The sequence below is a fragment of the Allofournierella massiliensis genome, from assembly GCF_964241245.1.
GTDB lineage: Bacteria > Bacillota > Clostridia > Oscillospirales > Ruminococcaceae > Allofournierella > Allofournierella massiliensis.
Genome location: NZ_CAXSWZ010000033.1, coordinates 1 through 25,276, shown reverse-complemented (window position 1 = coordinate 25,276; position 25,276 = coordinate 1). Strand labels below are relative to the sequence as shown.

The window sequence follows — 25,276 nt, the reverse complement described above, 5'->3', positions numbered from 1 at the left end:
TTGTCTATGGGAACAACCTCCCCTCGAATTTTGTGAAATCAATGGTTTGAAAGCGGACCCGGCCGCCGCAGTAGCGGCGCAGCACATCTGCCTGGAAGTCAAAACAGATCAGCGTGCCGGGGCGCTCCATCAGGTCGAGGGAGGTGTTAAAGCGTGTGATCCGGGGCAAGTCGCAGGAGTAGCCGAACAGCACCGGCGTTCCGTCCTGCTCCGCGGCATCCTGCTCTATGGCCCTTCCGGTGTTCCCGGCAATCAAGCCTTGGGACAGAATGCGGTTAAGCTCTGCGGTTTTCAAGGGATCACACAGTAAAGCAAGGATCACCTCCCCCTGGTGGTTATTTGTGAGAAAATAAAAATGGTCGTAGCTGCCGTCCAACATGAAATAGTCGTGCTTGGCCCCGCCGGTGCTGGTGAGCATCTGGTATGCCAATTCCATGCTGTCGCCCAGCACCAGCCCATGCACATCTTCGGCGCGGTACTGCCCGGCCAAACGCTGCTGGCACAGGACGCTCCACATCAGCGCCTTTGCCCGCATCTCGGATTTGCAGCGCCATTTCATCAGGGCAGCGCCGCTGTTGTAGGTGACAAAAATGCCGGTGGGCGCAAGAAGCACCCCTGTAAACCGGGAGCTGCGAATCTGCGTGGCGTCGATTCCCATTTCCTTGACTTCACGGGAACTGTAAAAGGCGGGATATTCGACAGCTTCGCCACAATAGCCCTGCGGCGAAAAAACCTTCGGCTTTTCATCCTGAAAGAGCCCGGCCCCCGCATTGTCCATTGTGATATAGGTTTCCGCAAGGCGGTGGAGCCGGAGCCGCCGGTTCACCTCGCTCTTGAGGCGGTTGGTGTCGGTGTCGCCGGTCAGGTAGGGAGAGAAACGCTCCGGCCAGCCGTCCAGCAGGGCGGCCTTGGCTTTTGCCCCCAGCCGATAGCCCCGGAGCCTGTCGCGGTAGTAGGTCCGCAGCAGCCCGCTCTTTTTGAGCGAGGTCACGACCGCCTCCAAATAGTAAGGGCTGGCCGGGAGACGGTTCAGCTGGCTGGTTGGGAACTCTCCAGAGATGGCGGTCAGCGATAAAAGCCGGAACGGGAGCGTATCCGGCTGTGGAAAAGTGCGGCTGTTTTTCCCAAGGGATCACCTCCTTTGTCGGTGCTGGATTTTTACCGTAATGACTGAGAACTTCGGTAAAATAAGGCCTCTCCCAAATGGCCGCAAGCCCCGAAAATCCGGGGCTTTCAGCGGCTTCGCGGGATGTCGGGCCGGAAGGGGCCTAAAATGCTCAAAAATCCGAGATGGATTTCAGGCTTGATTTATGCTCCGCAAGCCACCCGGGAAAGCGGTGCTTCTCCATGACGAAAATCATCGTGCAGTCCTGCTCGCCCAGCTCGGCGGTGTTATAGGCATCACACAGCAGGCCGGTATCATCCGCCATTACAAAAGAGGACAGCAGATCTAAAATCTGCTTTTCCTCCAGATTGTCATAGTCGCGCACCCGCCTGGTGGGGAGCGCCTGGTCATATACCTGGGCGAAGCAGACAACACATTCCCGGTAGTGAGGCAAAGTGTTCTCTTTGGCGTACTGCTCCAGGGCAAAATAGAGGGGGTCCAGCAGAAACTCGGCGCTCTGCCGCTGCCTGCGCTTTGGCAGAAGGCTGGGCAGTGTCACAGCAAGTACCTCGTTTTCATAGGTGATGGTGATGCCGTGCATCACACTGGCTGACTTGAGGTAATCGCCCTTGCGGATGGTCGTGCTGGAATAAATCAAATGCCGCAGCCGGCAGGCAATACGCTCTGCCCGCAGCGCGGCATCGGTGGAAAGGGTCTCATAGTTATCGGGATAACGCTGGATGTCGGTGGTGTCCATCGCATACAGCGCGTTGCTCAGCCGGGATATGTCGTCAAGGATACTCCCGATCCGGCGGGATATAAGTTTTCGGTCCAATCATGTGCCTCCTGCTTTCTTGAAATAGTGTGTCTGGCCGTTTTCCTCTACGGTGCAGAACCCGGAAATGCCGGGGCAGTCGATTTTGGCAATCTGCGCCGGTGAATCGACCAGAATAATGCGGCGGCTGTCACCCTTGTTGCCCCGCAGGGCATGGCAGACAAGCGCCTCCTGCCCGTCCTCAACGCAGGCCACCTCGTAGAGTTCGCCATCGGCAAAGAAAACGAGCTTGACAGGAAAATCAGCGGGAGCATGGTAATCGGCCCGCTGAATGAAGTCCAGCAGGACCCACACTGCCCGGACAAGCGCCCGGTCAAGTTTTGCCGGCTGGCCGGCCGGGAAATAGCCGCCGCTCTCTGCTTGAAAAATGCGGCCCTGCCTCTCCAGGTGGGAGAGCAGGGCCTTGGCCGTTTCTTCTTTGCCAGGGTGAAAACAAAGAAGCTGCTGTTCACTGAGGCCAGGGTACATTGTGACTGTCCGCAGCAAGTCCGCAGCCTCATTTCCATAGATTTCAGCCCTGGTCTTCATGGGGGCTCACCTCCTTTATCAAATGGCGTCATCAAGGCGTCATTGGAACGCCTTATCAAATATTGGAACGCCGGAAAGACGCCATCCGTGTGTCAAAGCGGCGTTTTCTTCATGGAAGGCGTCATATTGACGCACATCCAGCGCGGTACATCAAAGCAAGGGATTCACCTCGGCTGTATATCATTTGAACCTACGCAGATTCCTGCTCGCGGCGCTTTCGTTCCAAAATTTCACGCAGCTCGCGGCGGTCGGTGGTGATCAGGTCCTTTTCCAGCGGGCTGGCCTTAAACTCCACCATAATGTTGTTGTTATTGGTGGAAATCAAGCCGTTGCCGCGCTCAAAGTGGGTGACCTCCATCGTTTCCGCGTCGGACAGGTGCAGGGTCTCCTGGACCCGTTCTGCCTCGTCATCCTCCAGATTGAGGATAATCTTGGTTTTGCTGTTGTTGATGATGCCTTTCCCAAAACGGCCCTCGTCCAGATTGAAAAAGTCGTTCAAGTCCTGGCTGGCGCAGACCGCTGATCCGCCATAGCCGCGGATGGTTTTGAAAATCTCCAACACGAAATCGCCGGCCAGCCGGGTGCCTGTGGCGCCGGCGCCGGAAAGAAGCTGCCAGCACTCGTCAATAAAAATGGCTTTTTCCTCAGTGCGGTCGGCTTTGGCGCGGTCCCACACAAAATCGAGGGCAACAAACATCCCCACAGTCAGCAAGTCGCCGGTGAGGGAGGAAATATCCAGCACAGTGTATTTGTTGTCCAGCCGCACATTGGTCTGCTTGTTGAAGGTGCTGGCGGAGCCGTTTACCAGGCGGTTGAGAATATGGGCCATGCGGATGGTTTCCGGGGCGGCCTTCAAAATCTCATACAAGTCGCCCAGCACCGGCATTTCCCGGTAGCAGCCCGGATTGGCCGGGTCTTCCAGGGAGGCGTTGTCGTGGGTGATGCCTTTGGCATTGTAGGTGCGGATCAGGGCCTCATCCAGAAGCTGCCGTTCCTCGTGGCTCATATCGGGAATGAGCAAGCTGAAGAAAATGTGCAGCTGCTGAATCTTAGCCGCCAGTTCCGAGAGTTGGATACCGGGGCCGTCCAGCATTTCGTTGACCGACCGATCCACCTTGCGGATCTCCATAACATTGATGCAGTGCGGGCTGGCCGGGGAGATCTGGATGAACTCACCGCCCACATTGGCGCAGGCCCGGTGGAACTCATGCCCCTTCAAAGGAGCGATGATGAAAACGGGGATGTTTTTGCGCCGCATCCTGAGCGCCATCAACTGCATGGTAAAGGTTTTGCCTGCGCCGCTGGTGCCCAGGATTGCCATGTTGGCGTTCTTATAGATCGCGGAATTGAAAATATCCACGATAATCAGGGAGCTGTTATATTTGTTGACTCCCAAAAGGATGCCATTGTCATCGCACATCTCAAACGAAGTGAAGGGATAACAGCTGGCCGCACCGCCCGTCAGCAGGTTGCGCTTGCCGCGCTCGTAAAGCCCTTTCTCCATAGAGACCAGCGGGAGGGCAGAAAGAAACGCCTGCTCTTCACGGAAGTGGCAGGCGCTGACATTCATATCCTGCGAAAGCAGGAGCTTTTTCATTTCGCTGACTTTCCACTCCAAATCCTCCACAGAGGGGGCCGTCACAGTAATCAGCAGGTTCAGGTAATAAAAATCTTCGTTGTTGGCAAGACCCTCCTTTAAGAAATATCCGCTCCGGATGGCGCCGTCGATGTCGTCAAAATCGGTGTTTGTGTCGCTGGCGTCTTTGATTTTAGAGCGGTTGATACGGAGCTGCTGGCCCACCCGCTGGATGATGCGCTCTTTGGGCTGGCGGGCGAGGAACATATCCATGTCGATGCCGTCACCGGCATTGACGATCAGGCTCAGCCAGCCCGCCGGCACCTGCGTTTTGTACCCGTCCGAGGGGATCAGCAGATAGGCATAGTACAAGCCGTCAATACAGATATAGCGCCCGTGGGAAAAATCAATGCTTCGGGGGGCGGCAAACTCCGCTGCCGGGATATGGTCGATCTCACTTTCCCGGCCATGCTCCATATACTGCGCCACCACCTCCTGCGCCCGCACCGACAGCGGCTTGACGGCGCTCTCGTTCCTGCACAGCAGATTATAGAGGACATCAACGGTAAACTCATCCTCATTTTCAGGGACGATGACCTCATTCCCACACTGGCGCAGGTAGTTGGAGGCCGTATGGACGGCGCTCTGGAGGGACTGGATCGCTTCATCTTCCTGCTCTGACCGCCGGGTATTGGCCCAGGGCTCATACTCAAAAATCAGGAAGAACCGCCGAGTCACAGCTTCACGGGAACCGACCTGCTGCACAAAGTTCAGGTAATCCTCCTGCATCAAGCGGCACTGCTCGTTTTCCTCATGGGCCATCTCCTGACGCACCGTGTCCAGGTGGCGGTTAATGTCCGCGCGGCGGGTCAGAACCTTGATTTGCAGCTTGATGGGCGAGATCTTCAAGTACGAAACGAAGGAGTAGATGATATTCCTCTGCTCTCTTGCGCTCCGCAGCATGAAATTGATGGGGACGACCTCGACCACCTTGACAAAGCGATGGTCTTTGGTATAGATAATGCCGTTCTCCACCTTCTCAATGGGCAGATAATCCGCCACCGGATTGAGGCAGGCGGGCTTCTGCTCCTTGATATGGGCGGGGCGTCTGGGCAGGCGTTCCTTTTCAGGGCGCTTCTTTGCTTTCTTTTTCGCCTTATTGGCCTTGGCAGGGCGCTCCTTTTTGGCATTTTTCTTGGGCCGCAGCTTTTCACGGATCTCATAGCTGCGCACTTCATCAAACTCGGCCGGAAAATCCGCTTCACCAGACCGCCGACGCTTCGGAGCCTTGGGCTTTTTCTCCTTGGGAGTCCGCTGCTTGAGATGCTTGCCGGCCGATTTGGAGGGCGCCGCCTTATCCTCCGGCTGCTCACCGTCACCGCCGACAACGCGGCGGTTCCGCAGGTACTTCAAAAAGATGACCAGGAACTGCGAAAGGCTCTCACCGGATATGCCGATCAAAGCGACCAGCCCTACCGGAAGAGCGGTCAGGCACAAAATGATGATGCGGGTGGTCAGCCCAAACGGAAGGAACAGAAAAACCGGCGCCCCGATGGCAAACACCAGGATGCCGGCCTCGATCACATTCCGCGCACGGAACATACCGCCGAAAAAGGTGCCTGTTTCTATAAAATTCGGCGGTATGATATAAGTATCATGGTCGTTTTTGTTGCTCATGTATTACCTCGTTTCCGCAGCCGAGGGGCAGGTCAGCCTATGATCCAAAAAGGACCGCCTGCTCCAGCACGGCGGCTTGCTTCGTTTAGGATGATGGACAGATCCCAGAGCTGTTCGCTGCGCTTATAGCTGGCCGGGTCCGCCACCATAATCTGACCGTCTTTCACACCACGGAGAACGATAAAATGCCCGGACGAAGTAAAGTGACCTTCTGACATGATCGCCACGACCAGCTTTCCAGCGGCGAGGGCATCCAATATCCGCTGGGGCTCGGAAGTCGTACAGCCGGATACCGGCAGGCCCCATGCCTCAGCGGCAGCGGGGATCAGTGCGTGATAGGAGCCGCTGTTCTTGCACCAGTACCCATTTTCGTAGGACCACTGGGCCATCGCCACCGGGTCCACAGTTTCGTCCGTGAGGGAGGACACCACAATGGACATGGCGGTAGGCCCGCACCCGTAGCCGCCGATATTATCGGTGCCGTAGGGCTGGCTGGCATAACGCTCGTCGAGCTGATTGAAATAGACCACCGGCGTCACACCGTCTGTAAAGGTCACATCGCCCAGGGAGGGAATGCTGTTTCCGGTCCATTCTGTCAGGTTCTGCAGCAGGCCGTCCCCCAGGAACATGCTCAGGTTTGAGGCATAATCGGAGGCAAGCTCTTTCTGCTCATCCGTAAGCGCAAAAACATGGTCAGCAAGGTAAGACTCGCCGTTGTAGCGGATGGTGTAGACCATCCAGATCTCGGTGGTTGTGGTTTCCTCCCCGGTCTCCGGGTCTTCCGATGTGACCTCACGACTCTCCCGCACGCTGGTATAGGAGTACAGATTCTCTTTGTTCTCACGCAGGACAGCGGCCAGGTCATCCAGTGATATGCTCTCAAAGTCTTCATCCCGGGCAGCGCAATACTGCGAGATGATAAGGTTGGCGTTGTAGACAGGGCCGGAGGAATAGGGATTTTTAATCTCCATCTGGTCAGCGCCGGAAGAAGCAAAGTCCGCTTCAATGCGGGCCATCACATCGTCCAGCGCCTCGCCCAAGATGGAATTGATGGTAAAAGTGATGTCGTTGGCGTTCTCTACGATAGCAGTTTCGCTGTTGAGGACAGGCTGCTCCGTGTCTGCCGGCGAAAAAGCATTGATCAAACCGCCGAAAATCAGCCCGGGCAGCATCAAAATAAACAGGACCGGCAGCAAAAGCAGAATGATGATGACGGTGATGATCTTGCCGATATGCTTGCGCCCGGCCCAGACCGCCCCGGCCACAGCCCCATAGGGACCACCGGCTGCAGCACCCTTGGCCGCTCCTGAAATCGCCTTGCCGGCCTTGATGGCGCCCTTGACCGTATGTGCTGCAGAGGCTGCAGTGTCTACCGTCTCAGCAAAGTTGTCCTTGCGTTCTTCAGCCATCAGATCTTATCCTTTCGTCTGGGGGTGGGCGGCAGCTTCTTCACAATGGACTCGTTATAGGCAATCGAGCCGTCCGGAGCCATGTAGGGCGTCTTGTCCACCGCGTCCGCCGCATACTGCTTATACCAGGCAGTGCCGTCTGCGGCGTGAACTGTCGTGTACTGGCCCTCCGGCGCAACATACTGGTCTGCATGGTACATACCGAAGGCAATGCCCTCCGGGTGTTCCGGTGTGACCTCCGTGCCGGTGATACGGCCGCCGCCGATCTCGACATTCTGGTAGGTGGGGATATTCTCTGCCCCAGGCCCAAGTGCCGTGTGGCCCATATAGGAGTGCAGGGCTTCAACTGCCTTCTCACCGGTGATCGTGCCCATTTGGGTGATGTTCCCAGTAGCCACGGAACCGATGACATTATTTGCAAAATTGCCGCCCTTGCTCACCGAGGAAGAATAAATGTGGCCGCCAACACCGCCTGCAGCACCGCCCACAAGACCGCCGAGGCCGGAAGGCTTGGCATCCGAGGGCGTTGTGGCCGTTTTGACGGCATTGTTCGTGACATTCCGCTTAATCACGCCGGCCAGACCGCCGCTGGCAAAGCCTGCGCCGAATCCGGCGGCGCCGCTTTTCCCACCTCCGCCATTGGCATTGACATGGGTAGAGTTGCTGCTGCGTCCGCCGCCAAAGTGATGGCTGGAAAAGTTCTTAAAGCCGCCGATGCCCTTGGCCGCAATCATGGCCTCAGCCAGCATACTGCCGCCGGTGTGTCCTACATTGACACCCAGGCTTGCCATGAACGAGTCGATTTTCTGCGATACCTTCAAAAAGCCTATCGCACACATGAACCAGATCAGGACATTGCCGGAAACCGCCTCCTTGCCCACAGCGTCCACCTGGGCTTGCACTTCTTCCTCAGAGATGGCAAAGGCCGGCTGGCAGAACAGGCAGGATAGGGCTGCAACCATCAGCGCGAGGAACAAAATTTTCTTGAATCTTTTCAAAGCGCCCCTCCTTACAAAGAGAGCGGATTGGCAATAAAGGAGCCAACCATGCTCGTGAACAGGCGCAGGCACCAGGCGTTCATAATCAGCAGAAAAATCTGCCCGCCCAGCATCCGGCACCAGGATTTCCAAATGTTCGATGTGGTCTGGCTTGCGCCCATCGAAAAAGCGACCGGCGCCGTATAGACCAGCACGCCCAGCAGAACATACCGTTCCGCCGCCTCCAGCAGCAATTTCAGGTAGTTCCAGGCCAGGATGATGACGAGGATCAAAGTGATCAGCGCCACAGCGCCATTGGCGCAAACGCCGATAATCACCAGCATGACCGAGTTAAAATCGGCAAAGCTGAGGGGCGGCAGCTCCGAATCCATGATCCAGCGGTACGGCGTGCCGCCGATGGTCAGGACGATGTTGACGATTTCATCGGAAAAGAGCGCCAGCAGGATGAAAATGACCGACCGGATGCTCAATTTGACCGGATCTTCCGCCTCAATCCCTGCGCCCAGGCCGAAGTTTTTGAACAGCTGCCAGACCCAATTCAACAGGATGATGCCGACAGCCAGCGCCACAAAGACGCTATACATCGTTTCGGCAGCGGGAAAGTACCGCAGAAAAACAGCCATGTCACAGCCCAGAGCGCCCAAAACCGAAGTGGTCACCAGGTCAAGGCCGGCCATTACCTGCTCCGCGATCCATTCAACGATGCCATCCAGGATACCCATAGCTTACGCCTCCTTCCAGTGGGTATATTGCGGCGGCCATCAGCCTGTCCACTGACCACCAGAGAACAGAGGCGTCACATAAGCCATGATGAATCCGAGACCATTGAGGACGGCCCAGGTAATGCAGATGCGCTTCAGCCACGCCCGGCTCTCATCGACTGTCCGGCCGGAGCGCGAAAAGTTCATAAGCAGAAGCGCCACCGAGGCGGTCACGATGGCCGCAATGGTGGAGATGGCGAGAATCTGCGTGTAGACATCCTGCATAATTTCCTTGGCCTTCGTCCAAACATCGGTTGCAGCAAATGCCGGCTGACAGAACATCATCGCCATCATCACACAGAGGAACGCCGTATAGGCGATCCGGCCGATGGAAACTCGACGAGGCGGGCTGCTGTCATCTTCCCGCCGCTGCTGTTGAGGAATTTTCAGTTTTTTCAATTTTGCGGACCTCCAATCCAAATGTGATGTTCATTGCTCAAAAAGCAAAGAAGGAGCCCGCATCCGTTGTGCAGATGTGGACTCCTTCTCAGGCCAAAGACCGTTTGGGCAGCAAAAAAGCACCTCGAAAAAGGTGCTGTTCACTGCCTGTATTCAGTTTTGGGTGCAAGTTTGAGCATATTCAGTCTAACACATAGGGATTTACGGCTCAAGGGCAGGAACGCGCCAATTTCAGTCCCGAATTGTGCCAATTACTTGCCCGCCTGTTTCTCGGAGGATTTCGGCTCCGGGAAGAACTGTTCCAGCACATCCAGACTGTCCTTGGAGGTATAGCCCCACAGCACAGAACTGAGGGCTTCAATGGCCTCCCGCCGCTTGCGGTAGTAGGTGCGGAAGGAGATGTCCCGGATGTGCGGGCGCAGGTTCTCGATGATTTCCTCCACATTCTTCAGCTGCTGGGGAGAGAGGAAGGAGTAGTACAGCAGCCAGTAATACGCCTCGCCGTTCTTATGGCGGGTGCGGAGCAATTCGACTGCCGAATCCAGGAGTTTCAGCATCTTGTGGCTGCGCTCAATGCACTTGGCATGGTGCTCAATGTCACTCCCGTTCAGGTCTGCGCCGGCCAGGTAGACGGAATCCAGAAATTCCTCGATGGAAGTGCCGTATTCGATCTCGAACTTGGCCCGCACATGCTGGACGGAAATCTCCAAGCTCCAAACCACATCGCGGTATTTTTTCAGCAGTTTCCAGGTATCATGGTACAGAGGGTTCTCTGCGACATCTTTTTCAACAAATTTCTTCATGGTAAGACCTCCTTGTTCAATTCTCCGCCGAGGGAGAGAGTGTAAGTTCAAAAGTGGCGACCTGCTTGTTCCCACACAGAACAGCAAGACCAAAACGCAGCAGGGACCGCTCTCGCGCGCGGGGGAGTAAATCTTCCCGGCAGTCGCCCGATAAGGGATATAACTTGTAGCGAGAGAGCGGGCAGCCAAAGCACGAAATCCCTTGTGCCATCAGGATTTGCGCCATTTTCTGAAGGATAATTTCAATGTGCGATTTTGAAACGCTGGCGAGTTCATCTGAAACGATGACCTCATGCTCCAAAGTAGAGGCGCCGTGGTCTGCACTATCCTCCTTCGGGAGTTCCAGGCGAATGTTAAGCGTCATAGCGACCTCCTCTTTATCCACCATCACATCCGAGATCTCAAACATGGTGGACAGATATTTTTGCAGATAGATTACGCTGCCATGCCGGCCTGGGAAGGACATGAGGGAGAGATAGTCCAGCGCAGCCAGCTTTTTCAGGATGCGGCCGACTGTCGCCCGGGACAGCCCCCAGCGGGCAGCCAGCTCCGTGTAGGTAACAAGGGGATTGCCGGTGCCGTTGCGGAAATAGACCACTGGCCCCAGGTCTGATCCCTGCACCTGATTGTCGTTGTAGATGGCGGATACCCACAGGTCCAGCACAATGTCCATCTCGGAGCAGCGGTCTGAACTGATGAGGTCGGTGGCAACGGAAACCGGCAGGAAGAAAAAGCCGGTGTCCTTCTGGCAGGGGGCATTGTACTCCAGGACCGTATTATGCCGCGCCCAGTCGCAGATCTTATAGCGGACTACATTCCCGCGGCCCAGTGTCTGAAAGGAAATAAGGTTCTGCTTCTGCAGCCGTTCCAGTACGGCCAGCGCCTGGCACTGGAACCGGGTACGGAACCATTGGGACAGCTCCTTGAGGGTGCAGACCCATTCGCCAGGGTAGACGGTATAGCTGATGCCGTCGATGCGGCGATATGAGGTGCGGAAGTTTGCGTAGCTGCAAAGTACCGTAAAATAAAAAAGGCCGGAGCCTCCGCTTACGCGAATGCTCCGGTCCTCCATCAGAAAGCGGACGAACTGCCGGTAGATCCGGCAGCGTGGGTAGTCCACCACCTGTTTAATTTGTAATTGATAGGTTGGCATGGCTTTCTCCTTTTTATATATAAGGTATGAAATTGGAAGGTCCAACGAAAAAATCGTTGACTTGAACATCTTGGGGGCTTATGTTATTATTGTATTGTAAAAAGAATCGGCTGGAGGCTTTGTCGATTGGGTTCAGCTGATTGCTCTGAATGGCTTTCGTTGTTCTAAGGCACACAGCATTTGGGATGTTCTCCATTGCTCTACAATGTATCAGTCGATTTTTTGGAAATATTTTACAAAAAATTTTGTTTGGGACTTTTTGTAAAAATGCTCAAAAAAAGGACGGAAAACCGGCCTACAACTTTCTACAACTTTTTTACAACTTTTGCCCCGAACCAGACGGCACAGGAGGACACACTATGGAATCCAAAAAGTTAGAAAAACCTCGTGAAAACGGCACTTTTTCGACCGTACAAGGCGTGATGAAGCCGGATGAAGAGGGTAGAAGGCTGTTCCCCACCATGAAGCCGCTGGATAAGTAAGGCGGGCAAACAGGCAGTTCCCGCGCCGTATGCGGCTTTTGGCCGGGAATTGCGTGCCGACACAAGATTTTCCGCTCCGCCCAAGGAAAATTTGGGCGGGGCATTTTTTTGCCGGTGAAACCGGGGGCTCCTTTGCCGCCGAGAAGGGATCTGTTTTGTGCCATGCAGTTTAATTCCATCGACTTTCTGATCTATTTTCCCATCGTCACGCTTTTGTATTTTCTGCTGCCGCAGAAGATCAAGTGGGTGTGGCTGCTGGCCTGCAGCGTGTATTTTTACATGTGCTGGAAGGCCAAATATATCATTCTGATCGGGTTTTCCATCCTGGTCACCTACGCGGGCTCGCTGCTCATCCAGCGCTGGCGGCAAAAACGGCCGGCCCTTGCCCGGCTCACGCTGGCGGGGGTGCTGCTGTCCAACTTTACGGTGCTGTTCGCCTTCAAGTATTACGGCTTTTTCTCCACTGTGCTGGAAACGGCCAGCGCCGGGCATCTGCTGCTGCCCGCGTTCCGCTTCGCGCTGCCGGTGGGCATCAGCTTTTATACCTTTCAGGCGCTGGGCTATTCCATCGACGTGTACCGGGGCGATCTGAAGGCCGAGCGCAACCCCTTCCGCTATGCGCTGTTCGTCTGCTTTTTCCCCCAGCTGGTGGCGGGCCCCATCGAACGGGCCACCAACCTGCTGCCCCAGTTCTACGAGCGGCACAGCTTTGATTACGACCGGATGAAGCAGGGCCTGCTGCTCATGGGCTGGGGCCTGTTTCAGAAGATCGTGATTGCGGACCGGATGGCGGTGATCGTGGATCATGTGTACGGCGAATACCAGACCGCCCCGGGCAGCGCGCTGGCGGTGGCCACGGTGGCGTTCTCGTTCCAGATCTACTGCGACTTCGCCTCCTATTCCAACATTGCCATCGGCGCGGCCCAGGTGCTGGGCTACCGGCTGATGCAGAACTTCAACGCGCCCTATCTGGCCTGCTCCATCAAGGAGTTCTGGCGCAGGTGGCACATTTCGCTGTCCACCTGGTTCAAGGATTATCTGTACATCCCGCTGGGCGGCTCCCGCCGTGGCACCGCCCGCACCTGCCTGAACGTGATGATCGTGTTTCTGGTCAGCGGCCTGTGGCACGGCGCTGCCGCCACCTTTGTGGTGTGGGGCGCGCTGCACGGGCTGTTTCAGGTGGTGCAGACCCTCTGGTACAAGGCCAATGCCCGGCGGCTGCAAACCGCGGGCAGCCTGCTGCCGCCCGCCGCTGCCCGCCTGGGTACCTTTGTGCTGGTGAACATCGCCTGGGTGTTTTTCCGAGCCGAGAGTATTTCCCAGGCGGGGGCCATCCTGTTTCGTATCAGCACCCGCTGGGCCGAAAGCCCCTTCACGCTGGCGGCGCTGGGTCTCTCGCTGCCGGACTGCGTGGTGGGAATTCTGGCGGTGGGGCTGCTCATCGCGGTGGACGTGATCTCCCAGAAGCGGGATCTGCGCCAGTGGCTGGTGAACCTTCCGCTGGCGGCCCAGTGGCTGATCTACCTGGGGGGCATCGCGGTGGTGGCGGTGTTCGGGGTCTACGGCCCGGAATACGAGACCGCGCCCTTCATCTATTTCCAGTTCTGAGAAAGGGGAGCCGAGCATGGTAGCAAGCAAAACAAAACAACATCTGCTGCGGGGGCTCAGCTTCCTTGTGCTGGCGGTGCTGCTGCTGAGCGGCCTGTCCTGGCTGCTGCGGGATCGGCAGACCACCCTTTCCTGCCTGTATTCCGAGGAGGACAATTCTCTGGATCTGCTCCTCGTGGGCAGCAGCCATGTGAACAGCGGTTACATCCCCAGCCTGCTCTGGCAGGAAAACGGGATCTCGGCCTGCAATGTGTATTCCTGGTCCCAGCCCATGTGGGTTTCCTACCATTACATAAAGGAAGCCCTCAAGACCCAGCAGCCGAAGATGATCGTGCTGGAGCTGTTCGGCATGACCTACGGCCATTCCAGCATCATGCCGGAAGAGATCGACCGCACCAGCTATCAGAACAGCTTCAACATCGACCCGGGGCTCAACTGGCTGCAGATGATCCGCACGGCGGAAACCTGTGGGCTGGATCTGCGCCCCTACGAGGATTTTCTCAATCTGCCCCGGTATCATACCCGCTGGAAGCAGCCCAGCCTGTCGATGCTCACCTATAACCCCCACAAGGACCCGGATCCGCTGAAGGGCTATGGGTTCCTGCTCACCGCCGTGCCCCAGCAAAAGCCGGAGATTGCCCCGCAGCCCGCGCTCACACCCTATGAGTACTGCGTGGAATATCTGGAAAAGATCGTGGCCCTGTGCGAGAAGGAGGACATCCGGCTGGTGTTCACCATCACGCCCTATGTGTACAGCGAGGCGGAGCAGGGAATCTTCCAGTGGATCAGCGAGTATGCGCAGAGCCATGAAATCCCGCTGCTGAACTACAACGGGCCGAACCGCGAGCGCATCGGCATCGACTATGCCACCGATCTTTCCGACTGGGGGCACCTGAACTATTCCGGCGCACAGAAGGTCACCATGGACCTGTGCCGCTTTTTGCAGGACTACGCACAGGAATTCCCCGCAAGGGAGGAGCACAGAAATGCTGCCCTGCTGAACGAGCAGCTGGGCTATTACCAGCGCATTGCGCAGGTGCAGCCGCTGCTGAGCGAGACGGATTATTCCGCCTGGCTGGCCCGGGCCGCCGCCGATCCGGAGCTGGTGGTCTTTTTGCAGGCAGACGGCACGGACGGCGAGGCCCTGCGGCTGACCAACAGGGCGCTGGCCGAGGCCGGACATAAGCCCATTGCCGCCGGTGGCCGGATGCAGATCGACGAAAACGGCGCGCAGGCCTGCGGCGAGCAGCTGGACTTTGCCCTCTTCGATAAAAAGGGCCGGGTGGAATTCAACCCGGCGGAAAATGCGATTCTGCTGAACGGCAAGGCCGCGCCGCTGGGAGGGGAAGCCGTCACCGCGGTGGTGTACGATACCGTGCTGGGCCGCCCGCTGGAAAGTGCCAGCCTGAGCGAATCGCTGGAATTCACCCACCGGGAATTCACCTCGGATCTGCTGCCCCAGTACCGCTGAGGCCGCGCCAACCAAACAGAAAAGGAGAACAGATTCCATGAAGATTTTAGCTGTGGATTACGGCGACGCCCGCACCGGCCTTGCCATCAGCGACGCCAGCGAGCTGCTGGCTACCCCTCTGCCCCAGATTGAGGAAAAGAGCATGAACAAGGCGGCGGCCGCCATTCTGGAAGCCGCCCGCGCCCAGAAGGCGGAGATGATCGTGGTGGGCCTGCCCCGCAACATGGACGGCACCGAGGGTTCCCGTGCCCAGAAAACCCGCAAGATGGCGGCCATTCTGGAGCGGGACGGCCAGCTGCCGGTGCGCTTCTGCGACGAGCGCCGCACCACCGTTACCGCCGCGGCCCAGCTCAGCGAGGTGGGAACCTTCGGCAAAAAGCGCAAGGAGATTCTGGATTCGGTGAGCGCCGCCGTGATTCTGGAAAGCTTTCTGGCCTGGCGCAAGCATCACCCCGAAGAGGCCTGATCGCACTTCGTGAGAAAATCGTAAGATTTCCGCAAGCAAAAAGAAAGGCACATCCGCGCCCTGTTCTGGTAGGATAATACCGGAGCAGGGCGCTTTTTTGCGGGCGCTTGCGCCATGCAGGGGTTTGCCGTATCATAGAAGGCGAAACAAGCCAGGGAAAAGGGGAGACATGGATATGAGTGCGAAAATCCTGCTGGTGGACGACGAGGCCGCCATTGCGGATTTGGTGGAGGTTTACTTTACAAACGAGGGCTACACCGTTTATAAATGCGAGAACGCCGCACAGGCGCTGGAATGCGTGGAGCAGAAGCCGGTGGATCTGGCCATTCTGGACGTGATGCTGCCGGATCTGAGCGGCTTCGAGCTGTGCCGACGCATCCGGCAAAAGCATCTGTGGCCCATCCTGATGCTCACCGCCAGGGTGGAGGATCTGGACAAGATTCAGGGCCTGATGCTGGGGGCGGACGACTACATCACCAAACCCTTCAACCCACTGGAGCTGCTGGCCCGGGTCAAGACCCAGCTGCGCCGCTACACCCAGTACAATCAGTCTGCCCAGCCGGAAAAAGGCGGCGAATATGAGTTCAACGGCCTGTACATCAGCGAGGTTACCCACAAGTGCACCCTGTACGGGGAGGAGCTGGCCCTCACACCGCTGGAATTCTCGATTTTGTGGTATCTGTGCAGCCACCGGGGGCAGGTGGTGCCCAGTGAGCAGCTGTTTCAGGAGGTGTGGGGCGAGAAGTACATCGACGGCAACAACACCGTGATGACCCATATCGCCCGCCTGCGGGAAAAGATGCACGAAAAGAGCCGCCATCCGAAATTTATCAAAACTGTCTGGGGAGTGGGATATACCATTGAATGAGCTGCGCAAAAACTGGGTCCATCGCCGGGCCGCACTGGGGCTGACGCTGCAGCTGGCCGTCATGCTGGCGGTGTTCTGGGGCGGAAACTGGCTGCTGTTCAATCTGGCCAGCCTTGTGTATTTCCAGCTGGAACTGGGCCGTTACTGGTGGGTGTTTCTGTTTAAGGAGCTGTTCCTGCATCTTTTGCCGGTGCTGCGGCCGGTGTGGAGCGTGGGGGGAACACTGCTGCTCACCGGCTGGGTTTTCTGCAAGCCGCTGCGCTATCTGGACGAGGTGACCGAGGCCGCCGGCCGTCTGGCCCGCCCGGGGGAGGACCCCATCCGGCTGCGCCCTCAGCTGAAAACCGTGCAGGATCAGCTGAATCAGGCCCGGGAGCAGGGGCTTCGGGCGGCGGCGGCCCTGCGGCAGGAGGAACAGCGCAAAAACGACCTGATCGTCTATCTGGCTCACGATTTGAAAACCCCGCTCACCAGTGTGATCGGCTACCTGAACCTGCTGGTGGATGAACCGCAGATCAGCCCGGCCACCCGGGCCCGCTACACCGGCATCGCGCTGGAAAAGGCGCTGCGGCTGGAGGAGCTGGTGAACGAGTTCTTCGAGATCACCCGCTTCAGCCTGAGTCATCTGGAGCTGGAGCTTTCCCGGGTGGATCTTTCGCTGATGCTGCGCCAGATGGTCAGCGAGTTTTCACCGGAGCTGGCGGAAAAGCGGCTGGATTGCAGAATGGAGCTGCCGCAGGAGCTGCCCGTCCGGTGCGATGCGGCCAAGCTGGCCCGGGTGTTCGACAACCTTCTGCGCAACGCGGTGAGCTACGGCGATCCGGGCACCACCCTGTTTGTCCGGGGTGGGCTGGACGGCGACATGGTGGAGCTGCACTTTGTGAACCACGGCCGCACCATCCCGCCGGAAAAGCTGGCCCGCATCTTCGAAAAGTTCTTCCGGGCGGATGAATCCCGGGCCAGTGCCAGCGGAAACGCCGGGCTGGGCCTTGCCATTGCAAAACAGATCGTGGAGCAGCATGGGGGCAGCATCGCCGCCGCCAGCGCCGACGATCGGGTGGAATTCACCCTGCGCCTGCCCCGGAATGGGCCGCAGAAAACGGGAGGGTACTGAGATGAGGCTTCAACAGCGGAGAAAACGGTTCTTTGCAGCGTTGACCATGCTGTATGCGGTGCTGCTGGTGGTGTTCTGCATCACTCGATTCCGTCTGCTCTTTTGGCTGCTGGGCAACCCCCTTTTGCCGGAAACCGGGGTGAACCTGATCCCCTTTGCCTCGTTGATGCAGGGAATCCGGCAATATGGCGGCCTTTCCTGGGATATGCTGGGCAACCTGCTGATGTATGTTCCCGTAGGAGTGATGTTCTGTTACTGGCACAATGCCCGCTGGTGGCAAAACGCTTTGCTGGGCGCGGGTGTGTCGGTGGCGGTAGAGCTGCTGCAGCTGCTGTTGCATACCGGCTCCTGTGATGTGGATGATTTTCTTGTGAACGCGCTGGGCAGCTTTGCGGGAGCGGCGGCCTTTGCGTTGGTTCTCCAGCTTTGCAAACACGAAAGGAATCAGGCCCGGGAAGTGGTGGAGATCATCGCCACCCTGTTTGTACCCTTTCTGGTGATTTATGTGGCAGATTTCTTTTCCGGCGGCGAAAATTTCCTGTTTGGGTATCTGGCGCTGGTGGCGGTGTATTTCTGGGGCTGTGGCCGGTGGCTGCTGAGGGATTTGACTCCACGGCAAAAACGGTGGTATGGGCTGGCTGCGGTGGCAGTTGGGCTGTGGTTTTTCCTTTTCTTTTTGATCGGCCCGGTGAGCAGGGCGGTACGCATGGCTTTGAAAGGGCTGTAACCGGCGAAAGAAACAGAAAAGAGCTCTGTGCGCAGCACAGGGCTCTTTTTGGTGCTGTAAAAATGTTCAGCCTTGACAAAGCGGGACAAAAACGCCTATAATACAAAAGTTAGCTTGCTAATTATTAGAATACTAATGAAATGCCGCGACAGGGGAGGAACCTTGCGATGGAACACAGCTTTCACTATCTGCTTTTGGCCAATCAGTCCATGGTGCACCGGCAGCTGCTGGCGCAGCTGAAGGATACCGGGTTGACGCTGGGCCAGCCCAAGGTGCTGGATTATCTGCAGGATCACGACGGGGCCCATCAGGCCGAGATCGCCCGTGCCTGCCACATCGAGCCCGCGTCTCTCACTTCGGTGTTGAACCGGATGGAGGAAAAGGCTCTGGTGGAGCGCCGCACCCAGCAGGGAGACCGGCGCAGCTTTGCGGTTTATCTCACCGAACAGGGCCGGCAGATGGCCCGGCGGGTGCAGCAGGCGTTTGCACAGCTGGAGGAGCAGGCCTTTGCGGGGGTGAGCGAAGCGGAGCGGGAGCAGTTCCTTGCGGTGTTCCGCCGCGTTTACGGCAATCTGAAAGAGGGGGAACGTTAATTTTTTATGGAAAAAGCAAAACGGTATCTGGTGTTTTTGTTCGGGCTGTTCATCAGCTCCTTTGGTGTGAGCCTGATCACCAAGGCGAATCTGGGCACCTCGCCCATCTCGGCCATTCCCTATGTGCTGAGCCTGAACTTTCCCTTCACGCTGGGTCAGTTCACCATTGCGTTCAGCCTGTTTCTGATTCTGTTGCAGCTGTTTATCCTGCGGCGGAATTTCAAGGCGGAGCATCTGTTGCAGATTCCCATTTCGGTGGCCTTCGGCTATTTCATCGATCTGACCATGGTCATGCTGGGGTTTGTGGCCCCCGGCAGCTATCCGGTCAAGCTGGTGGCCCTGCTGATCGGCTGTGTGATCCTGGGCTTCGGTGTGTATCTGGAGGTGGTGGCCGATGTGGCCATGCTGCCCGGTGAATCTTTTGTGCGGGCGGTCACCCAGACCTGGAAAACCGACTTCGGCACCACCAAGGTCTGCTTTGACGTGTCCATGACGGTGATTGCCGCGGTGATTTCTCTGGTGCTTGCCCACACGCTGTACGGCGTGCGGGAAGGCACGGTGATCGCGGCGCTGCTGGTGGGCTTTATTGCCCGGCTGTTCGGCCGTCTGCTGCCCTTTGTACCGGCGCTGCTGTTCGGCAAAAAGGAGGAGAGCGAAGCCGCCGTGGCACTGGAAAACGGTCAGGGCGGTTGGGTGATCGCCATTGGCCGGCAGTACGGCAGCGGCGGCCGGGACATTGGCAGGAAGCTGGCCCAGCGGTTGGGCTATGAATTCTACGATGACGCCATCGTACAGATGGCCGCCGGCACCACCGGCTACACGCCCCAGTTCGTGCGCCAGCGGGAAGAAAACATGACCAACAGCTTTCTGTACGATCTGGTGAATCAGATGTATGCCTACGCTCCCGAGGAGGAATCCCCCAAGGACAGCGTGTTCCTGGCCGAGAAAAAGGCCATTGAGGAGATTGCCGCCAAGGGCAGCTGTGTCATTGTGGGCCGCTGCGCGGACTATCTGCTGCGGGAGGACCCCCGCTGCCTGCGGGTCTGGCTGCATGCGGACAGGGCCCGGCGGGTAAAGCGGATCATGGAGCTGGAGCAGCTGGATGAGGCGGCAGCAAAGACCCGCATCGCCCAGGAGAACCGGCGGCGGGCCACCAACTACCAGTACTACACCCGGCGGGTGTGGGGCCTGGGCAAAAACTACCACCTCACGCTGGACACCGGTCTGGGTGAGGAGTATGTGCAGGCCTGCATCGAGGCTGCCCTGAAGGCACTGGAGGCCGGGCAGAAGGCAACCGTTTAAAGTAACAGCAAAACAAAAAACAGCACCGGCAACTTGTTTGCCGGTGCTGTTTTTTGCATAGGGGAATCAGTGGGCAGGTTTGTCCACCTTTTCGTTGTTGATCTTGGAATACATGATCTGCTGGCCGGAGTAAAGGCTGTATTGTCCGCTGAGCAGGTAGCTCACCGCGCAGGCCAGCGCGAACAGCAGCATGGACTCGGCTCCGAACAGCTCCACCCCCAGCACGATGCTGGCAAAGGGGCAGTTGGTCACGGCGCAGAAGGTGGCCACCAGCGCCACCGCCGCCGCAAGGCCCGGATCCAGCCCCAGCAGCGGCCCCACAAGGCAGCCGAAGGTGGAGCCCACAAAGAAGGTGGGCACGATCTCGCCGCCCCGGAAGCCGCACCCCAGTGTGAGGGCGGTGAGCAGCAGCTTGAACAAAAAGGCCAGCGGGTGATCCAGCACGCCTTCGGTGATGGCCCGCTCGATCACCTGCATGCCGGCGCCGTTGTATTCCCGGGTGCCCAGCAACAGGGTGCAGCCGATGATCAGCGCCGAGCCGACCAGAATGCGCAGGTACTGGTTGGGCAGCCAGGTCTGATACAAATGGCTGGCGGTGTGCATCACAATGCACAGCAGCATGCCCACCAGCGCGCAGCCCACGCCCAGAATCACCACCCGCCAGGAGTTGCCCCAGTTAAGGCCGCTGGCCTTGTGGATCACAAAGTGCTCCGGCACCGCGCCCAGTGCCCGGGAAACGCCGTAGGCCATCAGGCTGGACATGGTGCAGGGCAGCAGGGCAGCGTGGTAGACAACGCCCACGCTGATTACCTCGATGCTGAAGATGGTGGCGGTGAGCGGGGTGCCGAACAGGGCGCTGAACACCGCGCTCATGCCGCACAGCACCATGAAATGCTGGCTGGGCTGGTTCAGACGCAGCTTTTCCCCCAGCCAGCCGCCCATACTGCCGCCGATCTGCAGTGCGGCGCCCTCACGCCCGGCGCTGCCGCCCAGAAGATGGGTGATGAAGGTGGCGAAGATAATCAGCGGGGTCATGCGCAGCGGCGCACGCTGGCCGCTGCGGGCGCTTTCAATCACCTGATTGGTTCCCCGCTCGGTGCTCATGCTGCACAGCTGATACACCGCAACGATGGCAAGGCCGCCCACCGGCAGCAGCCACAGCAGCTCCGGGTGTGCTGCCCGCACCCGGTTGGCCCAGCTTACCATATGGTAAAACACCGCGCCCACCGCGCCGCCTGCAAGGCCCATCAGCCCGGAGCAGATCACCCACATCAGAAAGGTTTCGCTGTAAGGGAACAGTCCCTCGGCAATGTTGGTCAGCGCCTCTTTGCGCCGCAGATTCATGCTACCGCCTCCTACCGGCCCCACCGGGCCGCTTTCCTCAATGATACCGGCTCATATTATAGCAAATCCGCGGAAAAATTTGAAGGTGCAGGCCTTTTGTGCTATGATAGAAACCAGCAAAACGAGCAACAGGAAACGGAGCGTGGCACAATGAAACAGGGCTTTGAGAACAGTGGTCTTGCCCAGGAGGTTTTGGGTTTCCACTGCCCCCGCTGGGCCGAGCTGCCCGGCATCGCGCTGTATATGGATCAGGTCACCGGATATATCAACGAGATCTTTTCCCCCATCGCGCCCCAGGAGCAGCAGATCACCCTGACCAAGGCGATGGTGAACAATTATGTGAAGCAGCGGGTGATGAGCCCGCCGGTGAATAAAAAATACGACCGGGCCCACATGGCCTATCTGGTTACCATCTGCGCGCTGAAGCAGGTGTTCAGCATTCCGGAAATCGGCAGCATGATTCAGGCCCAGATGGACCATTGCCCGGTGGAGCAGGCCTACGACTGCTTCTGCCAGGAGCTGGAGAATGCCCTGCAGGCGGTGTTCCAGGGCCAGGCGGCTCCCACCCGGATCGGCAGCGAGCAGAACCCTGCGGCGATTACCCTGCTGCGGGGTGCGGTGCAGGCCTATGCCAGCAAGGTGTATGTACAAAAGCGGCTGGCTTTTGCCGAACAGGCCGGCGGGCAGGAATAAGGAGATGGATAAAATGAAGATCGAACAAGTGCAGATGATCTGTTTTTCCGGCACCGGAACCACTCGGGCGGTGGCGCAGGCGGTGGCCCAGGGGACCGGCCTGCCGGTAAAGGAATGGGATTGTCTGCCGCAGCGGGCAAACGCTCCCTTCCAGCCGGATGAGCATACCCTGACCATTCTGGCGGTGCCTTCCTTTGGCGGGCGTGCGCCGGCTCCCATGGCGCAGCGTCTGGAGCAGATGAAGGGCTGCGGCCCGGTGGTGCTGCTCAGCGTGTACGGCGCCCGCGCCAGTGAGGACACACTGGTGGAGCTGTATGATCTGGCGGAAAAGACCGGTTACCAGCCCATCGCCGCCGGAGAATTCGTGGCCAGACATTCCATTGCCACCCGGATCGCGGCCCATCGGCCGAGTGAGGATGACCTGGCGCAGGCGCGTGAATTGGGCAAGCAGGCACTGGAGCTGGCGGAAGGTCTGGCTCCGGAGGCCCGGCCGGTGCTGGAGATTCCGGGAAACCGGCCCTACAAAAAATTCGGCGGCAGTGCGGCCCGCCCGCTGGCAAGCGATGCGTGCGTGGAATGCGGTCGCTGTGCCGACCAGTGCGCTGTGGGAGCCATCCCGGCGGAGAATCCCCGCGAGACCGATCACACCGTCTGCATCACCTGCATGCGCTGCGTGGCGGTTTGCCCCATGCAGGCCCGCAGCCTGCCTGCGGCGGCACAGGCGGCCACACTGGAAAAACTGAGTAAGATCTGCGATGAGAATCGGGCAAATCAAACCTGGCTTGCCTGCTGAACAAGATGAAAAAAGCCCGTTTCCGGATTTTCCGGAAACGGGCTTTTTTGCTGAATTACTCCTGGCTGAACTGGTTCTTGCCAACGCCGCACAGGGGGCACTCAAAATCCTCGGGAACATCGGCCCACAGGGTGCCGGGGGCGATGCCGCCGTCCTCGTAGCCCTCCGCCTCGTCGTAAACCCAGCCGCACACGTCGCATACAAAACGATTCATAACCAATACTCCTTTTTCTCTATTTCAAGTTCAGATGAATTTTTTGGGAGGGACCGTTTGGTCCATGGCATTAGTATATGCGACAGAAAAGAAAAATCATGTTGCCATGGCAACAAAAATCAGCTCATGCTCAGAATGCGGCGGGCTGCGTCGGCAATGTAGTCGGCCAGCGGAAGCTCGGGCAGGCCGCCGATCTGCACCCCGCATTTGCTCACCGGAATCAGCACCTTGCGGGCGGGGGAATCCGCCACCGCCAGCGCCATGGCGGGGCTGCATTCGCCCATCATGCTGTTGGCCATCACAATGCCCAGCGGCCCGGCGATCACGTCCGCCCGGCGGGCATTCACAATCACGGCATTTTCGCCGGTGGCTCCGGCGCTGGCACCGGCCTTGATCATGGCGCCGGTGGCAACGGCGTTGGTGCCCACTGCCAGAATCTCGCCGGTGCAGCCGCCGGCCCGCAGCTTTTCGATCAGGGCACGGCCGAACCCGCCGCCCTGACCGTCGATCACAACGATTTTCATGCAAAAACCTCGCTTTTTCTCTTGTTACAGCAGCGGTGCAAACAGGCGCAGAACCAGCTGGGCCACCCGCTTGGGCAGCGGGGTCTTGTAGGTGTCCTCCAGGAATACCTCGTTGCTCACACTCATGCACTCCTCCAGATCGGCCCGCACGTCCTGCACCATCTGGCCGCCATAGAAGGCGCAGCAGTTCTCAAAATGCAGATACAGGCTGCGGTAGTCCATGTTGGCGCTGCCAACGATGGCGGTTTTATCGTCCGACACATACATCTTGGCATGGATGAAGCCGGGGGTGTATTCAAAGATGCGCACGCCGGCTTCCAGCAGCACCCGGTAGTAGCTCTGGGTCACCCAGTACACATACCATTTGTCCGGAATGCCGGGGGTGATGATCCGCACGTCCACGCCGCTTTTGGCGATCAGGGTCAGGGTGGTGATCATCTCGTTGTCCACCACCAGATAGGGGGTGGCGATGTAAACATAGTTGGTGGCCTGCTGGAGCACGTTGAAATAGGCGTTCTCGGCCACGTTTTCCTCGTCCAGAGGGCTGTCGCCGTAGGACTGCACAAACCCCCGGGCGGTGTAACGCAGGGTGGGGGCGTAGTCTTTGGGGTTGCTCACGCTGCCGGTGGTAAAATCCCACATTTCCAGGAACAGCGCCGTCAGCGACTGCACGCCGCTGCCCTTGAGCATCAGGCCGGTATCCTTCCAGATGCCGAACCGCTTTTTCCGGTTGATGTATTCATCGGAAAAATTCAGCCCGCCGGTAAAGCCCACGTTGCCATCGATCACGGTGATCTTGCGGTGATCCCGGTGGTTGAGCATGGTGTAGTCCGAAATCCGGCCGGACAACCGGGGCGGCGCGAAAGGATAGCATTTGATGCCCTTGCGCCGCAGGTATTCGTCGTATTTTTCCGGCAGAGTAAACATGCAGCCGAAGGCATCGAACAAAAGGCGCACGTCCACGCCCTCGGCGGCCTTCTGGGTAAGGATCTCCAGCGTGGTATCCCACATATAGCCGGGCTTGATGATGAAATATTCCATGAAGATGAAGTGCTTTGCGCCCTTCAATTCCTCCAGAAAGCGGGGGAAGAAGTCCTGCCCCCAGGCGTAGTACTCGCTCTGGGTATCGCCATACAGCGGCGCGCCGGCGCAGCGGGAAAGATAGGTGGCACTGCGGGCCAGATTTTTGTCCTTCACCCGAAGGCGGCGCATGGGCTCCGGGTCCTGGGGGAGGGATTTGGTTCCCCGTTCGGTAATGGCTTCCAGCCGCCTGGCATGGCTGTTTCCGGTGTTCCGGTGGCCCCAGAACAGATAAAACAGGGTTCCGGTGGGCGGCATGACAAGAATCAGGATCAGCCACATGATCTTGTAGACCGGGTTGACCTTGTCCTTATCCAGCAGCGTGAGCACCGCCAGGGCGCTGAGCAGCATCAGGAACAGATAAAAATAGGGGAAAAACCGCCCCAGACCAAGGGCGATACCAACCACCAGCGTGATCTGCAGCAGCAGCAAAACCGCAAAGAAAAAGCTGCGGGACAAAAGGCCCCGGCCCAGCTTTTTGCGGGCTTTGTGTACCTTCTTCATTTCCATAATGATAAAATGCCTCCTGCATGAAAAGAAAAAGCAAAAAGGGAAAATCCTTTGGGGGATATTATAACACAGTTTCCACACAAAATCGACGAAAAGCCTCCGGCGAAAGAAAAAGAGCGTACGCAGCGCGTACGCTCTTGCAGCCTGTCGAAAAAGGAAAGGGAATGCGGTATAATAGTGTGGGGGGATAAAAATGCTGGTAAAGAACGCAGAAAATCGAGGACAGCTGGAATTTGTAAGTTT

At 58.0% G+C, this 25,276-nt stretch carries 26 protein-coding genes; 11 read left to right on the top strand and 15 right to left on the bottom strand.

Translation table 11 applies throughout. The features are described from left to right. Nucleotides 1–4: 4 nt before the first annotated feature. The 10 genes from ACESYO_RS14195 to ACESYO_RS14150 all read right to left on the bottom strand — a co-directional run bounded on the left by ACESYO_RS14195 (nt 5) and on the right by ACESYO_RS14150 (nt 11,244). Nucleotides 5–991: a hypothetical protein gene (locus tag ACESYO_RS14195; protein ID WP_373210527.1), complete on the bottom strand. Its 987-nt coding sequence runs from the start codon at nt 989–991 to the stop codon at nt 5–7. 286 nt (nt 992–1,277) lie between these two features. Continuing rightward, nucleotides 1,278–1,940: a DUF6100 family protein gene (locus ACESYO_RS14190; RefSeq protein WP_006573834.1), complete on the bottom strand. Its 663-nt coding sequence runs from the start codon at nt 1,938–1,940 to the stop codon at nt 1,278–1,280. After that, nucleotides 1,941–2,468, bottom strand: coding sequence for a DUF5697 family protein (locus ACESYO_RS14185; RefSeq protein WP_373210525.1), 528 nt, complete (start codon nt 2,466–2,468; stop codon nt 1,941–1,943). It abuts the gene before it with no gap. A 190-nt stretch (nt 2,469–2,658) separates the two neighbouring features. Then, nucleotides 2,659–5,721, bottom strand: a complete 3,063-nt coding sequence (locus tag ACESYO_RS14180) for a TraG/VirB4 family ATPase (protein WP_373210523.1) — start codon at nt 5,719–5,721, stop codon at nt 2,659–2,661. 32 nt (nt 5,722–5,753) lie between these two features. Beyond that, complete coding sequence (locus ACESYO_RS14175) at nt 5,754–7,130, bottom strand: C39 family peptidase (protein WP_373210522.1); 1,377 nt, start codon at nt 7,128–7,130, stop codon at nt 5,754–5,756. Next, on the bottom strand, nt 7,130–8,128 hold the full coding sequence (locus ACESYO_RS14170) for a hypothetical protein (RefSeq protein ID WP_373210520.1): 999 nt from the start codon (nt 8,126–8,128) through the stop codon (nt 7,130–7,132). The genes ACESYO_RS14175 and ACESYO_RS14170 overlap by 1 nt, the downstream gene beginning before the upstream one ends. Before the next feature lie 11 nt (nt 8,129–8,139). Then, nucleotides 8,140–8,850, bottom strand: a complete 711-nt coding sequence (locus ACESYO_RS14165) for a hypothetical protein (RefSeq protein ID WP_006573828.1) — start codon at nt 8,848–8,850, stop codon at nt 8,140–8,142. Between the two features lie 39 nt (nt 8,851–8,889). After that, the gene (locus tag ACESYO_RS14160; protein WP_204246187.1) at nt 8,890–9,288 is read right to left on the bottom strand and encodes a fimbrial protein; all 399 of its coding nucleotides are present in this window, start codon (nt 9,286–9,288) and stop codon (nt 8,890–8,892) included. Between the two features lie 251 nt (nt 9,289–9,539). After that, nucleotides 9,540–10,091, bottom strand: coding sequence for a hypothetical protein (locus tag ACESYO_RS14155; protein ID WP_006573826.1), 552 nt, complete (start codon nt 10,089–10,091; stop codon nt 9,540–9,542). Between the two features lie 16 nt (nt 10,092–10,107). After that, nucleotides 10,108–11,244 carry a MarR family transcriptional regulator gene (locus ACESYO_RS14150; RefSeq protein ID WP_373210518.1) on the bottom strand — a complete coding sequence of 379 codons (1,137 nt, stop codon included), beginning with the start codon at nt 11,242–11,244 and terminating at the stop codon, nt 10,108–10,110. 359 nt (nt 11,245–11,603) lie between these two features. On the opposite strand from ACESYO_RS14150, the gene ACESYO_RS14145 reads away from it, so the two are divergent. The 9 genes from ACESYO_RS14145 (at nt 11,604) to ACESYO_RS14105 (ending at nt 19,875) form a co-directional block, all read left to right on the top strand. Then, nucleotides 11,604–11,726 (top strand): hypothetical protein, encoded by a 123-nt coding sequence (locus ACESYO_RS14145; protein ID WP_373210517.1) that lies wholly within the window; start codon nt 11,604–11,606, stop codon nt 11,724–11,726. A 162-nt stretch (nt 11,727–11,888) separates the two neighbouring features. Next, the gene (locus tag ACESYO_RS14140; RefSeq protein ID WP_058963685.1) at nt 11,889–13,334 is read left to right on the top strand and encodes an MBOAT family O-acyltransferase; all 1,446 of its coding nucleotides are present in this window, start codon (nt 11,889–11,891) and stop codon (nt 13,332–13,334) included. Nucleotides 13,335–13,350: 16 nt separating this feature from the next. Next, nucleotides 13,351–14,805 carry a hypothetical protein gene (locus ACESYO_RS14135; RefSeq protein ID WP_373210515.1) on the top strand — a complete coding sequence of 485 codons (1,455 nt, stop codon included), beginning with the start codon at nt 13,351–13,353 and terminating at the stop codon, nt 14,803–14,805. A gap of 37 nt (nt 14,806–14,842) precedes the next feature. After that, nucleotides 14,843–15,271 carry a Holliday junction resolvase RuvX gene (gene ruvX / locus ACESYO_RS14130; protein ID WP_058963683.1) on the top strand — a complete coding sequence of 143 codons (429 nt, stop codon included), beginning with the start codon at nt 14,843–14,845 and terminating at the stop codon, nt 15,269–15,271. A gap of 175 nt (nt 15,272–15,446) precedes the next feature. Next, nucleotides 15,447–16,139 (top strand): VanR-ABDEGLN family response regulator transcription factor, encoded by a 693-nt coding sequence (gene vanR / locus ACESYO_RS14125; protein ID WP_373210513.1) that lies wholly within the window; start codon nt 15,447–15,449, stop codon nt 16,137–16,139. After that, on the top strand, nt 16,132–17,253 hold the full coding sequence (locus ACESYO_RS14120) for a sensor histidine kinase (protein WP_058963681.1): 1,122 nt from the start codon (nt 16,132–16,134) through the stop codon (nt 17,251–17,253). The genes vanR and ACESYO_RS14120 overlap by 8 nt, the downstream gene beginning before the upstream one ends. Nucleotide 17,254: 1 nt before the next feature. Next, nucleotides 17,255–17,980, top strand: a complete 726-nt coding sequence (locus ACESYO_RS14115) for a VanZ family protein (RefSeq protein WP_058963680.1) — start codon at nt 17,255–17,257, stop codon at nt 17,978–17,980. 167 nt (nt 17,981–18,147) lie between these two features. Beyond that, nucleotides 18,148–18,573, top strand: coding sequence for a MarR family winged helix-turn-helix transcriptional regulator (locus ACESYO_RS14110; RefSeq protein WP_058963679.1), 426 nt, complete (start codon nt 18,148–18,150; stop codon nt 18,571–18,573). Nucleotides 18,574–18,579: 6 nt separating this feature from the next. Continuing rightward, complete coding sequence (locus ACESYO_RS14105) at nt 18,580–19,875, top strand: cytidylate kinase family protein (RefSeq protein ID WP_058963678.1); 1,296 nt, start codon at nt 18,580–18,582, stop codon at nt 19,873–19,875. A gap of 66 nt (nt 19,876–19,941) precedes the next feature. Here ACESYO_RS14105 and ACESYO_RS14100 read toward each other — a convergent pair whose 3' ends face one another. Next, a complete protein-coding gene (locus ACESYO_RS14100) occupies nt 19,942–21,219 on the bottom strand; it encodes a chloride channel protein (protein WP_058963676.1) in 1,278 nt (425 codons plus the stop codon). Between the two features lie 150 nt (nt 21,220–21,369). Here ACESYO_RS14100 and ACESYO_RS14095 point away from each other — a divergent pair, with 150 nt between their 5' ends. Continuing rightward, the gene (locus ACESYO_RS14095; protein ID WP_058963675.1) at nt 21,370–21,912 is read left to right on the top strand and encodes a DUF1836 domain-containing protein; all 543 of its coding nucleotides are present in this window, start codon (nt 21,370–21,372) and stop codon (nt 21,910–21,912) included. Between the two features lie 13 nt (nt 21,913–21,925). Next, nucleotides 21,926–22,705: a 4Fe-4S dicluster domain-containing protein gene (locus tag ACESYO_RS14090; RefSeq protein WP_058963674.1), complete on the top strand. Its 780-nt coding sequence runs from the start codon at nt 21,926–21,928 to the stop codon at nt 22,703–22,705. Between the two features lie 55 nt (nt 22,706–22,760). Here ACESYO_RS14090 and ACESYO_RS14085 read toward each other — a convergent pair whose 3' ends face one another. The 4 genes from ACESYO_RS14085 to ACESYO_RS14070 all read right to left on the bottom strand — a co-directional run. After that, a complete protein-coding gene (locus tag ACESYO_RS14085; protein WP_058963673.1) occupies nt 22,761–22,919 on the bottom strand; it encodes a rubredoxin in 159 nt (52 codons plus the stop codon). A gap of 119 nt (nt 22,920–23,038) precedes the next feature. Further along, complete coding sequence (locus tag ACESYO_RS14080; protein ID WP_058963672.1) at nt 23,039–23,443, bottom strand: DUF3842 family protein; 405 nt, start codon at nt 23,441–23,443, stop codon at nt 23,039–23,041. Nucleotides 23,444–23,467: 24 nt separating this feature from the next. Next, a complete protein-coding gene (cls, locus tag ACESYO_RS14075) occupies nt 23,468–25,033 on the bottom strand; it encodes a cardiolipin synthase (protein WP_058963671.1) in 1,566 nt (521 codons plus the stop codon). After that, on the bottom strand, nt 25,024–25,276 hold a 253-nt coding region (locus ACESYO_RS14070), incomplete at its 5' end, for a hypothetical protein (protein WP_276872391.1). The genes ACESYO_RS14070 and cls, both read right to left, overlap by 10 nt.